Genomic DNA, 13,118 nt, shown 5'->3' on the forward strand with positions numbered 1-13,118 from the left:
ACAGGTCTTCCACACCGAGCACGTGTTCATGCGACTGAGGTTCAGTGCAGCGCCCCTTGAGGGGCGCGGCGAACTGCGCGCTCAGCCACTGACGACCCGCAGCATCGCAGCATCAGGACGACCGCACCACCGCATCCAAGTGCGGCAGATAGTGATCCAACCGCTCTCTCTTCGTCCGCAGATACGTGATGTTGTCCTCACAGGGCGGAATCAGCAGCGGCACCTGCTCGGCCACCTTGATCCCGTGCCGCAGCAGCGCCTCCCGCTTGCGTGGATTGTTCGACATCAGCCGAACCGACCGCACACCCAGGTCGTGCAGCATCTCCGCGGCCACCCGATAGTCCCGCGCGTCGACGGGCAGGCCGAGCGCGAGGTTGGCTTCAACGGTGTCGAGTCCCTCCGACTGGAGCTTCATCGCCTGGAGCTTGGCGAGCAGACCGATGCCCCGGCCCTCGTGTCCCCGGAGGTAGACGAGGATGCCGCGGCCCTCCGCGGCGATCGCCCGGAGCGCGCTGGCGAGTTGCTCGCCGCACTCGCAGTGCTGGGAGCCGAAGGCGTCACCGGTCAGGCACTCCGAGTGCAGCCGGATGAGAATGCCCTCTCCGCCGACGGCGTCGATGTCGCCGTACACCAGCGCCACTTGTTCCTCGCCGCGGTCCTGGTCCAGGTAACCGACGGCCTCGAAGTCGCCGTACACGGTGGGCAGGGGCGCATTCACCACGCGTACGGCACCGGCGGACTGGGCATTGGCACCGAGTACGCCAACATTTTCTGTCATGATCTGGTTCCTATCTGGTAAGCCCTGGCGTCATGCGAAAATGCCGGAGCATCAGCAGAGACGAAAGGCCGTGAAAACATGAGCAGTTCGGGAACGCAGCCGACGCCGCAGGGGGCGCTGCCGACGGTATCCGCTCTGGTACCGGCGGACACCACCGAGGACGTACGGACGCGGGGAGCGGACGCGGCGCGGCAGGTCGCCGTACTGCCCGTCGGCAGCTTCGAGCAGCACGGCCCGTATCTGCCGCTGGCCACCGACACGCTCGTGGCCTGCGCGATCGCCCGGGAGGTCGCCGCTGCGTATCCCGTGCGTCTGCTGCCGCCGGTGACGATGTCCTGCTCGCACGAGCACGCGGCCTGGCCGGGCACGGTCAGCATCTCCTCGGTGACCCTCCACGCGGTGGTACGGGACATTGCGGCGTCCCTGCGCCGGTCGGGCGTCGACGCGCTGGTCGTCGTCAACGGGCACGGCGGGAATTACGTCCTGGGTAATCTCGTCCAGGAATCCACGGCCGAAGGACAACGCATGGCTCTTTTCCCGGCCCTGGAGGACTGGGACGCCGCGCGCGAACGGGCGGGCGTGCAGACCTCGTTGCTCAGTGATATGCATGCGGGAGAAATAGAGACCTCCATACTTCTGCATTGCCATCCCGAATTGGTCCGGCCCGGTTACGAGTCCACCGATTTCCTTGCCGACGACCGCCGTCATCTGCTCTCCCTCGGTATGTCGGCCTACACCGAGTCCGGTGTCATCGGCCGTCCTTCGATGGCGTCCGCCGCGAAGGGGAAGGAGCTGCTGGCGGGGCTGGTCGACGCCTTCGGGGCGTACCTGTCGGTGGTCACCTCGGACGCCCCGGCGAATCCCTCGGGGGTGTCCGGGGTTTCCTCGGAGGGTTCTTCGGTGGATTCCCCGCACGCTGTCTGACGCGACCGGGGCTCCTGGGGCGTCGCCCGCAGCGACGCGTACCAGCGTCCGACGAGTACGAGGACACCGGGCAGCGCGGCCACGAAGCTGAGCACCCCGTACACCACGGCCACGGTCAGCCCCTGGGAGGCGCCCAGGCCCGCCGCGCCGAAGGACCAGGCGGTGACGCCTTCCCGGGGGCCCCAGCCGCCGACGTTCAGCGGGAGTCCCATGGCCAGCAGGGCCAGCAGGGCGAGGGGCACCAGCTCGACCGCGGACGCGGCCGATCCGGCGACCCGGGCGGCGAGCAGGAACATCGCCACGTGTCCCGCGAGCACCACGACGGACGAGATGAGGACGCCCGGCCGGCTGTCGCGCGAGAGCAGCGCCTCGCGTGCCTCGGCGAGCAGGGCGCGCACGGCACGGCCCCGGCGTGATGTGCCGCTCGGCGTCCGGCCCATGCGGACCGCCGCCACGATGGCGAGCCCGCCCAGCGCGGCGAGCGCCAGCACGGCGCCGACGTTGCGGGTCTGGGCCAGTACCGGCGAGGGCAGCGTCAGCAGGACCACCGTGCCGACCGCGGCCAGCGCCACCTGGCCCGCGGTCCGCTCCAGCACCACCGCGCGGACACCCCGCCCGAGGTCGCCCTCGCTCTGCCCGTGGCGTACCGCGCGGTGCACATCGCCGAGGACACCGCCGGGCAGCGCGGCGTTCAGGAAGAGTGCCCTGTAGTAGTCCGCCACGGCCGGGCCGAAGGGCAGCCGGATCCGCAGCGCGCGGGCCACCACGCACCAGCGCCAGGCGCTGAACACCGTGGTGATCACGCCGATCCCGACCGCCACGAGCATGGCCCCGCCGTCGATCCGCCGCAGCCCGTCGAGGAACACGCCCGTGCCGAGCCGCCAGACCAGTACGGCGATGATGGCGGTGCCGGCGAGGGTGCCGAGGTGGGTGCGCAGGGAACGGGCCAAGCGGGCCGGTCGTGAGGTGGCGGAGGGTCCGAGGGCCGGCGAGGCGGGCTGAAGCTGGATGGCCGGGGCCGGGGGCGCCGTACTCGTGTGTACGTGTACGTCACCCGGCATCGTGCGGGTACGCACGGCATGGGGCCGCCGTACCCGCTCCCCGTTCGCCCGCCGGTGCCCCTCGACCAACTCCTCCACCGGCGCCGTCATGAGATCCCGCCTGTCGGCCGGGGCAGGGCGAGGACGTCGCTGTGGTGGACCACCACCCGCACCTCACCTGCCGCGCACGCTGCCAGCCGCTCCGCCAGATACGTTTGTGCACGCGCCGCGAGTTCCGGGCGCTGCTCGCACGCCGCGCCGACCCACCCGCGCAGCCACTGCGCCGTCAACTCGGCGTGTTCGGGGCCGAGTTGCCAGGGGCTCGGATGCACTCTCACGGTCGCGCCCCGCTGGGCGAAGGCCTCGCAGGCCACGGTGATCGCCTCCGGGCCGATCAGCTCGCCGCGCCGCTGGTGGGCGTTGAAGGCCTCGGCGATCTCGTCGTCCAGGGGGTGGGCCGGGGTGAGTTCCACGCGGCCCGCCACGGACAGCGTCAGCAGGGCCGGGCATCCGGCGTCCACGCAGGCCGTGGCGAGCGCCTCGATCTCGTCCGGCGTGAGGACGTCGAGGAGTGCGGAGGCGGTGACCAGCGAGGCGCCGGCCAGGTCGTCCGCCGTCAGGTCCCCGATGGCTCCGCGCCGGGTCGTGACCGTGACGGGGCTGCCGTCGGCGGCCGTGCGGGGCGCCCGCACGGTGGCCAGGTGCAGCAGGTCGGGGTCGTGGTCGTGCAGCACCCACTGCTGGGCGCCGTCGAGCAGGGGCGCGAGCCAGCGGCCCATGGAGCCGGTGCCGCAGCCGAGGTCGTGGACGACCAGGCCGGCGGCCCGCCGAGGCAGGTTCGCGAGGCGGAGCCGCAGCGGGTCGAGGAGTTCGGTCGCCCGGGCCTCGGCATCGGCGCTCTCGCGCAACTCCAGCCACTGGGGCGCGTACTGGTGCACCTCGGGTGTACCTCCGGTCCCCTCGCCGCGCCCGGCCAGGCTCAGACGCGCGTCGGCGGAAGTGGTCGTGTTCATGCAGCCCTCCGGGGTTCCCCTGGCAATCGCCCCAGCACTCCGGCCAGGCTCCGTGCCGTCGCCGCCCACCCGTCCAGGGCGGCCCGCCGCCCACGCGCGGCGGCCTTCAGTCGGCGCCGCACGTCGGCCTCCTCGAACCAGCCGCGCAGTTCCGCCGCGATCGCCGCGGGGTTCTCCGGCGGTACGAGGATGCCGGGCACCCCGCCGTCGGGCGCGCGGCCCACGGCCTCCGGGAGCCCGCCGACGTCCGTGGCCAGGACGGGAATGCCGCGCGCGAGTGCTTCGGTGACCGCCATGCCGTAGGTCTCGGCGTACGAGGTGAGGACCATCAGGTCGGCGGCGGCATAGCTGGCGTCGAGTTCGGCGCCGGCCTGCGGGCCGACGAGGTGGAGCCGGTCTTCGAGGCCGAACTCCTTGATCAGCGCGCGCAGTTCACCCACGTAGTCGGGGTCCTGGTGGAGACCGCCGACGCACACGCAGCTCCACGGCAGGTCGGTGACCGTCGCGAGGGCCTCCACGAGCCGGTGCTGTCCCTTGCGCGGGGTCACTGCGGCGACGCACAGCAGGCGGGAGACGCCGTCGGTGCCGGAGGCGAGGGGGGCGATGTCGGCGCCGGGGGCGGCGACATGGACGCGGTCGGGGGCGAGGCCGTGGTGGGAGACGAGCCGTCGCACCGCCCAGTCGCTGGTGGCGACGACGGCGGACACGGCCCGCAGGGTCGCCCGCTCCTTGGCGTCCAGCTCGGCCGCGACCTGGGGCTCCAGCCCGGTCTCGTCGCCGAGCGGCAGGTGCACGAGCACGGCCAGGCTGAGCCGTTCGGCCTCGGGGACGATGATCTCGGGGACGCCGCAGGCGACGAGACCGTCGAGGAGGACGACCGTGCCGTCCGGCAGTTCCCGCAGCGTACGGGCGAGTTCGGCGCGCGCGGCTTCGGCGGGCCTCGGCCAGCTGCCGTCGAGCAGGTGCTTGCGGACCTGCCAGCCGAAGCCGGCCAGGTCGAGGCAGATCCGGCGGTCGTAGGCGTTGCCCCCGCTGGGCGTGGCCAGGTCGTCGACGCCGCCGGGCATCACGAAGTGCACGGAGCGCAGGGACATGGGGATGATGTCGGCGTTCTTGAGGGCGGTGTGCTGGACGGGCACGTAGTCGAGCCTCGGCTGCTCGCCGCCGGACACCCGGGACGTGTTCACGGACGTCTGGTCGATGGTCATGTCGGTCACAGGGCACGCTCGTAACTCGCCCAGGCGATGTGCGACTCGTGCAGGGTGACCGTGATGCCCGCCAGGCCCTGGGCGCCCTCGCCCAGCGCGCCCTTGTGGACCCGCTCGACGAGGCGGTCGGCGATGACCTTGGCCAGGAACTCCGTCGAGGTGTTGGTGTTCGCGAAGTCGGGCTCGTTGTCGAGGTTTCGGTAGTTCAACTCGCTCACCACGGCCCCGAGCTCCTGCGTGGCCAGCCCGATGTCGACGACGATGTTGTCGTCGTCCAGCTCGGCGCGGCGGAAGGTGGCGTCCACGAGGAACGTGGCCCCGTGCAGGCGTTGCGCGGGTCCGAAGACCTCCCCGCGGAAGCTGTGGGCGATCATCAGGTGATCGCGAACAGTGATGCTGAACAACGGACGACCCTCCAGGTGCGGTGCGTCTGCCCCCGGCCGGGGCATGCCGTGTAGTACGGCTGGTCCCTACCCGTTGTTCAGCCGACTTTCGCGGTTTCTCTGGAGGTCAGAGTTCCGTTCGGGCTGTTCAGGGACGGGTGGGGGCGAAGGCGGACGTTCGGGCCCGGTGGCGTCCGGGGAGTTCGGACGGTGTCGGGTGTCGGGGCGGACCCGGTGACGTCCGAGGGTTCGGACGTTATCCGGTCTCGGGGCGAACCCGGTGACGTCCAAGCGTTCGGGCGGCGGCGTGGCGAACCCGGTGATGTCCGGGAATTCAGACGGCGTCGTACCGAACCCGGTGGCACAAGCCCGGCAGTTCCCCCGAGGCGAGCCTCGGCATGGTGTCCGGCAGTTCCTCGAAGGCGGACTCGCCGGTGACGAGCGCGTCGAAGGCGGGGTCGGCGAGGAGGTCGAGGGCAAGGGCGAGCCGGTCGGCGTAGGTGCGGCCGGCGCGGCCGCGCGGTGACACCGTTCCCACCTGGCTGCTGCGCACCGTGAGCCGCCGTGAGTGGAAGGCCTCCCCCAGCGGCAGACCGATCCGCCGGTCGCCGTACCAGCTGAGCTCGATCACCGTGCCCTCGTCCGCGAGGAGTTCCAGCGACCGTGTGAGCCCCTGCTCGGTGGCGCTGGCGTGCACGACGAGGTCGCACTCCCCCAGCGCGTCGCCAGGGAGCGCGAAGTCGACGCCGAGCGCCCCGGCGATGGCGGCTCGCGCCGGATCGGCGTCGACGAGCTGTACGCGGACCCCCGGATACCGGGCGAGCAGCGCGGCGGCAGAACACCCCACCATCCCTCCACCGACGACGGCGATCCGGTCCCCGATCAACGGCGCCGCGTCCCACAGCGCGTTGACGGCGGTCTCGACGGTCCCGGCGAGCACGGCACGCCCGGCGGGGACGCGGTCGGGTACGACGGTGACGGCGCTCGCGGGGACGACGTACCGCGTCTGATGCGGGTAGAGGCAGAAGACGGTCCGCCCGACGAGTTCCGCCGGTCCTTCCTCCACCCGGCCGATGCTGAGATATCCGTACTTCACGGGCCCGGGGAAGTCGCCCTCCTGGAAGGGCGCCCGCATCGCCGCGTACTGGTTCTCGGGCACGCCACCTCGGAACACGAGCGTCTCGGTGCCGCGGCTTACGCCGGACCAGAGCGCCCGTACGAGAACCTCGCCCTCGGCGGGCTCCGGCACGGTGACGTCGCGGATCTCACCGTGGCCGGGGGCGCGGAGCCAGAAGGCACGGGCTGTGTGTTTCATGTGCGTCTCCGTGAACGGTCGGGCGGTTCTCCACGTACGCAGCGGTGGGAGTCGCGCACACGGTACGCGGCGAAGATCGACTTGTCACACGTTCGGAAGGTATGCGGTGGCCCTGAACAACACTTACGACGCGCGACTGTTGCTCCAGGAGACGACAGTGGGCGCGGGTGCTCAGCTCCTGCTCCTCGCCTTCCTGGGCACGGCGATCGGGATGGGCCCGGCGGGCTGGGTGACGGGCCTCGCGTTCGCGCTCGCCACCTGGGCGGTCCTGACCCGCGCACTGCGCCGCACCCGACCCCGCTCCTTCGGCCCGGCCAACCGCGTCACTCTGGGCCGGGCGGTCCTCGTCGGCGCGGTCACCGCCCTGGTCGCCGACTCCTTCTCCAGCTCTCCGCCGGTCTCCCTGTTCGTCGGCCTGACCGCGGTCGCCCTCATCCTCGACGGGGTGGACGGCAAAGTGGCCCGCCGCACGGGGACCTCGTCCGCGCTCGGCGCCCGCTTCGACATGGAGGTCGACGCGTTCCTGATCCTCGTGCTGAGCGTGTACGTCTCGATGTCGCTCGGCCCGTGGGTGCTGCTGATCGGCCTGATGCGGTACGGCTTCGTGGCCGCCGCGCGGGTGATGCCGTGGCTGAACGGCTCCCTGCCGCCGAGCATGGCCCGCAAGACGGTGGCGGCGGTGCAAGGGGTCGTGCTGCTCGTGGGCGCGTCCGGTTGGCTGCCGTACGGCGTGACGTTCGCCCTGATCGCCGTGGCCCTGGGGTCGCTGGTGTGGTCGTTCGGGCGGGACATCGGGTGGCTGTGGCGGACCCGAGAGGAACGCACTGGTTCAGCTGCCGCGTTCGCCAGGTCCGTCCGTGAAGGCAGGACCGCACAGCTCGCCACCGCCGACGACAGCCCGGAGACCGAGCGCGCCCCGAACGCCCGACCGGCGCCGCGACCCGGCTCCGACGGCAGGGCCGGGGACTCCGGGAGCGCGGGCACTCTGCCCCACCCTGCCCCCGTGGGATCCCAAGCCCGGCGGGAGGCCGAACTCGCCGTGGGGTGACTCAGGTCTGGGGCTGGGTCCGGGTGGCGTGACTCAGGTCCGGGTCTGGGCCGGGTGCCGCAGGTTCCGGTTCCGGGCCACGACACGACCGCCGGGAAGGTCGCCCGCCGTACAGGCGCCTCGTCCGCACTGGGCGCCCGCTTCGACATTGCGGTCGACGCGTTCCTGATCCTGGTGCTGAGCCCGTACGCCTCCGGCCTCGGTGATGGTCCGCCCCCGGCCCAGAGGGCACATCCATCGCGCGCTCCGGGTCGCCGACCCCGGGAGCGAGCCCGGCGCGATCCACACCCCCGGGATCGACACCCGGAGCAGGCGGCGGCTCAGCCGACCCGCTTCCACTCCTGGCACCGGTTCGTCTTGAAGTACTCGCCCTTGTTCAGCGTCACCCGCCCCGGCCCCTCCAGGTTGTTGTTGGCGATGATCGAGTCGAACTCGCCGCTGGCATCCTTGGCGCGCTCCCAGTAGCAGCCGAACTCGTCTGCCGGTCCGGCCGTCTTGTACGTGCCGGCCTTGATGTCCTCGCCCACGAGGTACTCACCCTCGCCCGAGAAACTGGCCGCGGGCCCTTCCTCCTCCGTCTTCTTCGGCCGGGCGGTGACCGTCTCGGTGACGGTGGCGGCGGGCTCGGCCTGTTCGGTCTCGGTGACGGTCACGGTCGGCTGGGGACCGGCCGCCTTCGCGTCGGTGGAGCCCTCGGAACCTCCTCCGTCACCGCCCGCACCGATCCCCACACCGACGAGCAGCGCCACGACGCCCACGGCGCCGTGCGTGAGCCAGACTCTGCCGCGCCCCGGGACCTTGAGGGCAGACGGCGCGGGTGGCATGGCCGGGCCCCAGCCGCCCTGAGGGCCGTTGCCGGGCGAGTAGTTCGGGGGCGGTGTGGTCATGGCAGATCTCCGTTCTCGATGCATGTCAGGGCATGACGCTTCAGCCGTTTTCGGAGAGGCGACGCCCACTTCGGAAGCATCATCAGACAAGCATGACAGTGAAAGCACCGTCAATCACCTTGACGGATTTGACGAGCGCTGTAGGTTGTTAGCTGTTCGCTACTGAGAGGCCCAGGAAGCTCGCCATGCCCCAGCCATCCGCCCAGGTCACCGCCGCGGAGATCTCCCGCATCGCGGGCGTCACCCGCGCCACGGTCAGTAACTGGCGCCGTCGGCATGACGACTTCCCGCCCCCGTCCGGAGGCACGGACAGCAGCCCGCTGTACGACCTGGAGGCGGTGCGTTCGTGGCTGGCCTCACGCGGTCACAGCTCGGCGGCCAGCCCTTCCGAGGAACTGCGCACGACGCTGCGGCTGCACGCGCAGAGCGGTGAAGGCGGCACGTCGGACCTGCCGCTCCTCGTCCTGGCGGCGGCACGCCGCTCCCCGGACGAGCTGACCGCGTTCACCGATCTCCCGGACGCGGACCTGATCGCGGGCGCGGACGCGTCCGTGGCCGGTCTCGCCGACCTCGTGCCGGGCGCGGACGCCGTTCGTTTCGCCGCGAGTGACACCGCCGTCCTGCGTGCGCTGCTCCTGTGCGTACGGGACGAGGGTGGCGAGGCGGCGCTGGGAGTGCTCGCGGAACGGGAGCTGGAGGACAGCGCCGCCAGCGGCACCTACCAGACACCCGGCCCGCTCGCGGATCTCGTCGCCCGCCTGGTCCCCGGCGTCCCGGCCCGCGTGCTCGACCCGGCGTGCGGGAGCGGCACCCTGCTTTCGGCCGCCGCCCGCCGGGGCGCGGGTGAGCTGTATGGCCAGGACTCGCTCCCGGTCCAGGCCCGGCGCAGCGCGGTGGGCCTGATGCTGACGGCACCGAAGACCACGGTCACGGTCCGCACCGCGGACAGCCTCCGCGCGGACGCCTTCCCGGACCTCGTGGCCGACGCCGTGCTGTGCAATCCCCCGTACGGCGATCGCGACTGGGGCCATGCCGAGCTGGCGTACGACCCCCGCTGGGCGTACGGCGTCCCGGCCCGCGCCGAGTCCGAACTGGCCTGGGTGCAGCACGCGCTCGCCCATCTCACCCCGGGTGGCCACGCGGTCCTGATCCTGCCGCCCGCCACGGCGGGCCGCGCGTCGGGGCGGCGCGTACGAGCGGAGCTGGTACGCAGCGGCGCCCTGCGAGCCGTACTGGCGCTGCCCCCCGGTGCTGCGGCACCGTTCCACATCGGCCTGCAGATCTGGGTCCTCCAGCGGCCCGAACCGGGCGGTCCCGAGCGGAAGTCGGTGTTGTTCGTCGACACTGCGGGGCCCGCGGCGGACGCCGGGGGCGCGGGGGACTTCTCCCGCAGCACCACCAGTGCCGTGCAGACGCGTGCGCGCGCCGGCGGCCGGGCCGCCGCCCTGGACTGGCCCGCGATCACCGCACAGGCGCTGGGTGCCTGGGAGGCGTTCACCGGCAGCCCGGACGCCTACCAGGGCGAGTCCGGCCTCGCTCGGGCGGTCTCCGTCGTCGACCTTCTCGACGAGGCGGTGGACCTGACCCCGGCCCGCCTGGTACGCGCCTCACGGGCCGACGTCGACCCCGCCGAGCTGTCGGCCGAGGTGACCGCCACCCGAGGCGCGCTCGTCACCTCCGCCGAATCCCTGGGCCGGGCGGCGGCAACAGCGGCCTGGAGCACGGCGGGGGACCCGGCACGGGCATGGCGCACGGCCACGGCATCGGACCTGGCACGCGGCGGCGCGCTGACATTGCTGCGGACCGTCCCGGAGGCGGCGGCACGACAGTCGGAGAAGGGGGCGGACTTCGGGGACGGCGCGGGGAGTGATGCCGTCCGGGTCCGGGTCCTCACCGCCTCGGACGTCGTACGGGGTACGGGCCCGACCGGCTCACCGGCGGACCTGCGCGGCGACACCGCACCGGTCGTCGCCGCTGGGGACGTCCTCGTACGGGCGGTCGCGAGCGGCGTCGGCCAGCCGGGCGGCCCCATGGCGCGGGTGGCGGGCGAGGAGGACGCGGGCGCCCTGCTCGGCCTCCACCTCCACCTCTTCCGCCCGGACCCGGCCCGGCTGGACGCCTGGTTCCTCGCCGGGTTCCTGGGCGCGGACGACAACATCGCGGGCGCGTCCAGCGGCAGTACGGTCCTCCAGGTCAGCCCCGGCCGTCTGCGTGTGCCGTTGCTGCCGCTGGAGGATCAACGGCGGTACGGGGAGGCGTTCCGGCACGTGCACGAGCTGCGGGCTCAGGCCCGCCGGGCGACCGCGCTGGCGGAGGAGACGGCGAGGCTGCTGGCGGGCGGCTTGACGGGAGGCCAGCTGCTTCCGGCGGAGGAAACAGCCGCCTCCTCACCCACTACCGGCAGGACCGGCCCAGACACCGAAAAGGGCAAGTCGTCCCGATAGGGCACGACGGCCTCCACACATCGACCACACTTGTCCGCACGTGCCCGGCCGTGGGGGACGGCGGGGCGAAACGGCACGGCACGTCACCTCACGTCACAACACGTCACGGAAGGAACTCGGGGAGTCCCTTGAACAGCAGCAAGCACACGGAGTTGGCGAACCACGCGTGGTCCGTCGCCGACCTCCTGCGCGGCGACTACAAGCAGTCCGACTACGGCAAGGTCATCCTGCCGTTCACGGTGCTGCGCCGTCTGGAGTGCGTACTGGAGCCCACGCGGGAGAAGGTCACGGTCGTGGCCGAGCAGTACAGGGACACCGACATCGACCCGGACGACTGGCTGCGCCGCGCCGCGGGTCACTCCTTCTACAACCGGTCGAACCTGACCCTGAAGAAGATCGCGGCGGACCCGCAGAACGCGGCGAAGAACCTCACGGTGTACGTGGGGGCGTTCTCGGAGAACGCGCGCGGGGTGCTGGACCGCTTCGAGTTCGCGCAGCAGGTGAAGCGGCTGGACGGTGCGGGGCTGCTGTACAAGGTCATCGGCAGGTTCACGGACCTGGATCTGCACCCGGAGAACGTGCCCAACCACAACATGGGCTACATCTTCGAGGAACTGATCCGCCGCTTCGCGGAGCAGTCCAACGAGACGGCCGGTGAGCACTTCACGCCCCGCGAGGTCATCAAGCTGATGGTGAACCTCCTGATCGCCCCGGACGGCGACGCGCTGACGGTCCCCGGCACGGTCCGCAAGGTCATGGACCCGGCGTGCGGCACGGGCGGCATGCTGTCGGCAGCCGAGGACCACATCCTGTCCCTGAACCCGGACGCCACGGTGGAGGTGTACGGGCAGGAACTGAACCCCGAGTCGTGGGCGATCTGCCGTTCCGACCTCATGATCAAGGGCCAGGACCCGGAGAACATCGCCTTCGGCAACTCCTTCTCCGACGACGGGCACGCCCGCCAGAAGTTCGACTACCTGCTCGCCAACCCGCCGTTCGGCGTGGAGTGGAAGAAGGTGAAGGAGGACGTCGAGTACGAGCACCGATCCCTGGGCGAGGCGGGCCGCTTCGGCGCGGGCCTGCCACGCATCAACGACGGCTCGCTCCTCTTCCTCCAGCACATGATCTCGAAGATGAAGCCGGTGGACGTGAACGGCGGGGGCGGCTCCCGCATCGCGATCGTCTTCAACGGCTCGCCCCTGTTCACGGGCGCGGCGGGCTCGGGTGAGTCGGAGATCCGGAGGTGGATCCTGGAGAACGACTGGCTGGAGGCCATCGTCGCCCTCCCGGACCAGCTCTTCTACAACACCGGCATCTCCACCTACTTCTGGATCCTGACCAACCGGAAGGACCCGGAGCACAAGGGCAAGGTCGTGCTGGTGGACGCCCGCGACCAGTGGCAGAAGATGCGCAAGTCCCTGGGCGACAAGCGCAAGGAACTGGGCAAGGACCACATCGCGACGGTGACGCGACTGTACGGCGACGCGCTCGCCGTGGCCGGTGACCCGGAGCACCCGCTCCACGGCAAGGTGAAGGTTTTCTCGAACTCGGACTTCGGCTACCAGCGGATCACGGTCGAGCGCCCGCTGAAGCTGCGGTTCGAGGTGACGGAGGAGACGCTGGCGACGCTGGCCGCGTCCAAGCCAGTGCAGAGGCTGGAGCAGAGCGCGGAGTTCGTGACGGCGGTGCGTGCGCTGCTGGGCTCGTCGTGGGGGACGAAGTCGGACGCGCTGGTGGCGTTGAAGGACGCGGTGGTGGCGGCCGGGCTGCTGTGGCCGGCGGGGGCGCCGTTCGCGAAGGCGGTACGGGAGTCGATCGGGGTGCGGGATCCGGAGGGTGAGGTGCAGCGGATCAAGGGTGCGCCGGAGCCGGATTCGGAGCTGCGGGACTACGAGAACGTTCCGTTGGGTGAGGACGTGGAGAAGTACCTGAAGCGGGAGGTGCACCCGCATGTGCCGGATGCCTGGATCGACCACGGTAAGACACGGCAGCTGTAGTTCTTGATCACAGCTGGTCGTGATGGCGGTGTCGTTGCTGGTGGCAGGCTGTCGCGATGGCTTGGTGCCGGCGGCGCCAGG

Annotated in this window: 9 protein-coding genes and 3 pseudogenes; 5 read left to right on the forward strand and 7 right to left on the reverse strand. The window is 71.6% G+C overall.

Translation table 11 applies throughout. The annotated features are described in order from the left end of the window. Positions 1-112 precede the first annotated feature (112 nt). The gene (ribA, locus tag ACWD3C_RS18875) at positions 113-778 is read right to left on the reverse strand and encodes a GTP cyclohydrolase II (RefSeq protein ID WP_451145246.1); all 666 of its coding nucleotides are present in this window, start codon (positions 776-778) and stop codon (positions 113-115) included. A 78-nt stretch (positions 779-856) separates the two neighbouring features. Here ribA and ACWD3C_RS18880 point away from each other — a divergent pair, with 78 nt between their 5' ends. Continuing rightward, on the forward strand, positions 857-1,702 hold the full coding sequence (locus ACWD3C_RS18880) for a creatininase family protein (RefSeq protein WP_451145248.1): 846 nt from the start codon (positions 857-859) through the stop codon (positions 1,700-1,702). Between the two features lie 77 nt (positions 1,703-1,779). On the opposite strand, the pseudogene ACWD3C_RS18885 reads toward ACWD3C_RS18880, so the two are convergent. From ACWD3C_RS18885 to ACWD3C_RS18905, 5 genes and pseudogenes are all read right to left on the reverse strand, one after another. After that, a pseudogene (locus tag ACWD3C_RS18885) lies at positions 1,780-2,853 on the reverse strand (lysylphosphatidylglycerol synthase transmembrane domain-containing protein); the annotation flags it as partial. Next, the gene (locus ACWD3C_RS18890) at positions 2,850-3,755 is read right to left on the reverse strand and encodes a class I SAM-dependent methyltransferase (protein WP_451145250.1); all 906 of its coding nucleotides are present in this window, start codon (positions 3,753-3,755) and stop codon (positions 2,850-2,852) included. The gene ACWD3C_RS18890 and the pseudogene ACWD3C_RS18885, both read right to left, overlap by 4 nt. Next, entirely contained in the window at positions 3,752-4,963 is a 1,212-nt protein-coding gene (locus tag ACWD3C_RS18895; RefSeq protein ID WP_451145274.1) for a glycosyltransferase family 4 protein, read from the reverse strand. Before ACWD3C_RS18895 ends, ACWD3C_RS18890 begins: the two co-directional genes overlap by 4 nt. 5 nt (positions 4,964-4,968) lie before the next feature. Further along, positions 4,969-5,367, reverse strand: a complete 399-nt coding sequence (locus ACWD3C_RS18900; protein WP_451145252.1) for a 6-pyruvoyl trahydropterin synthase family protein — start codon at positions 5,365-5,367, stop codon at positions 4,969-4,971. 313 nt (positions 5,368-5,680) lie between these two features. Then, positions 5,681-6,661, reverse strand: a complete 981-nt coding sequence (locus tag ACWD3C_RS18905) for a zinc-dependent alcohol dehydrogenase (RefSeq protein WP_451145254.1) — start codon at positions 6,659-6,661, stop codon at positions 5,681-5,683. A 106-nt stretch (positions 6,662-6,767) separates the two neighbouring features. Here ACWD3C_RS18905 and ACWD3C_RS18910 point away from each other — a divergent pair. Both ACWD3C_RS18910 and ACWD3C_RS18915 read left to right on the forward strand, forming a co-directional pair. Beyond that, positions 6,768-7,481, forward strand: a pseudogene (locus ACWD3C_RS18910) (CDP-alcohol phosphatidyltransferase family protein); the annotation flags it as partial. A gap of 309 nt (positions 7,482-7,790) precedes the next feature. Continuing rightward, positions 7,791-7,904, forward strand: a pseudogene (locus ACWD3C_RS18915) (CDP-alcohol phosphatidyltransferase family protein); the annotation flags it as partial. Positions 7,905-8,029: 125 nt separating this feature from the next. Here the strand turns inward: ACWD3C_RS18915 and ACWD3C_RS18920 are convergent. Continuing rightward, entirely contained in the window at positions 8,030-8,596 is a 567-nt protein-coding gene (locus ACWD3C_RS18920) for a hypothetical protein (protein ID WP_451145256.1), read from the reverse strand. Between the two features lie 185 nt (positions 8,597-8,781). On the opposite strand from ACWD3C_RS18920, the gene ACWD3C_RS18925 reads away from it, so the two are divergent. Next, positions 8,782-11,040 (forward strand): N-6 DNA methylase, encoded by a 2,259-nt coding sequence (locus ACWD3C_RS18925; protein WP_451145258.1) that lies wholly within the window; start codon positions 8,782-8,784, stop codon positions 11,038-11,040. A gap of 128 nt (positions 11,041-11,168) precedes the next feature. Further along, positions 11,169-13,037, forward strand: coding sequence for a type I restriction-modification system subunit M (locus ACWD3C_RS18930; RefSeq protein ID WP_451145260.1), 1,869 nt, complete (start codon positions 11,169-11,171; stop codon positions 13,035-13,037). Positions 13,038-13,118: the final 81 nt, after the last annotated feature.

It is taken from the genome of Streptomyces sp. NPDC002845, from assembly GCF_053591955.1.

Bases quoted from the DNA above. Each gene is read 5' to 3' on its own strand.
- ACWD3C_RS18880 (WP_451145248.1), top strand. From the start codon at position 857: ATGAGCAGTTCGGGAACGCAGCCGACGCCGCAGGGGGCGCTGCCGACG.
- ACWD3C_RS18920 (WP_451145256.1), bottom strand. From the start codon at position 8,596: ATGACCACACCGCCCCCGAACTACTCGCCCGGCAACGGCCCTCAGGGC.
- ACWD3C_RS18905 (WP_451145254.1), bottom strand. From the start codon at position 6,661: ATGAAACACACAGCCCGTGCCTTCTGGCTCCGCGCCCCCGGCCACGGT.
- ribA (WP_451145246.1), bottom strand. From the start codon at position 778: ATGACAGAAAATGTTGGCGTACTCGGTGCCAATGCCCAGTCCGCCGGT.
- ACWD3C_RS18890 (WP_451145250.1), bottom strand. From the start codon at position 3,755: ATGAACACGACCACTTCCGCCGACGCGCGTCTGAGCCTGGCCGGGCGC.
- ACWD3C_RS18895 (WP_451145274.1), bottom strand. From the start codon at position 4,963: ATGACCATCGACCAGACGTCCGTGAACACGTCCCGGGTGTCCGGCGGC.
- ACWD3C_RS18925 (WP_451145258.1), top strand. From the start codon at position 8,782: ATGCCCCAGCCATCCGCCCAGGTCACCGCCGCGGAGATCTCCCGCATC.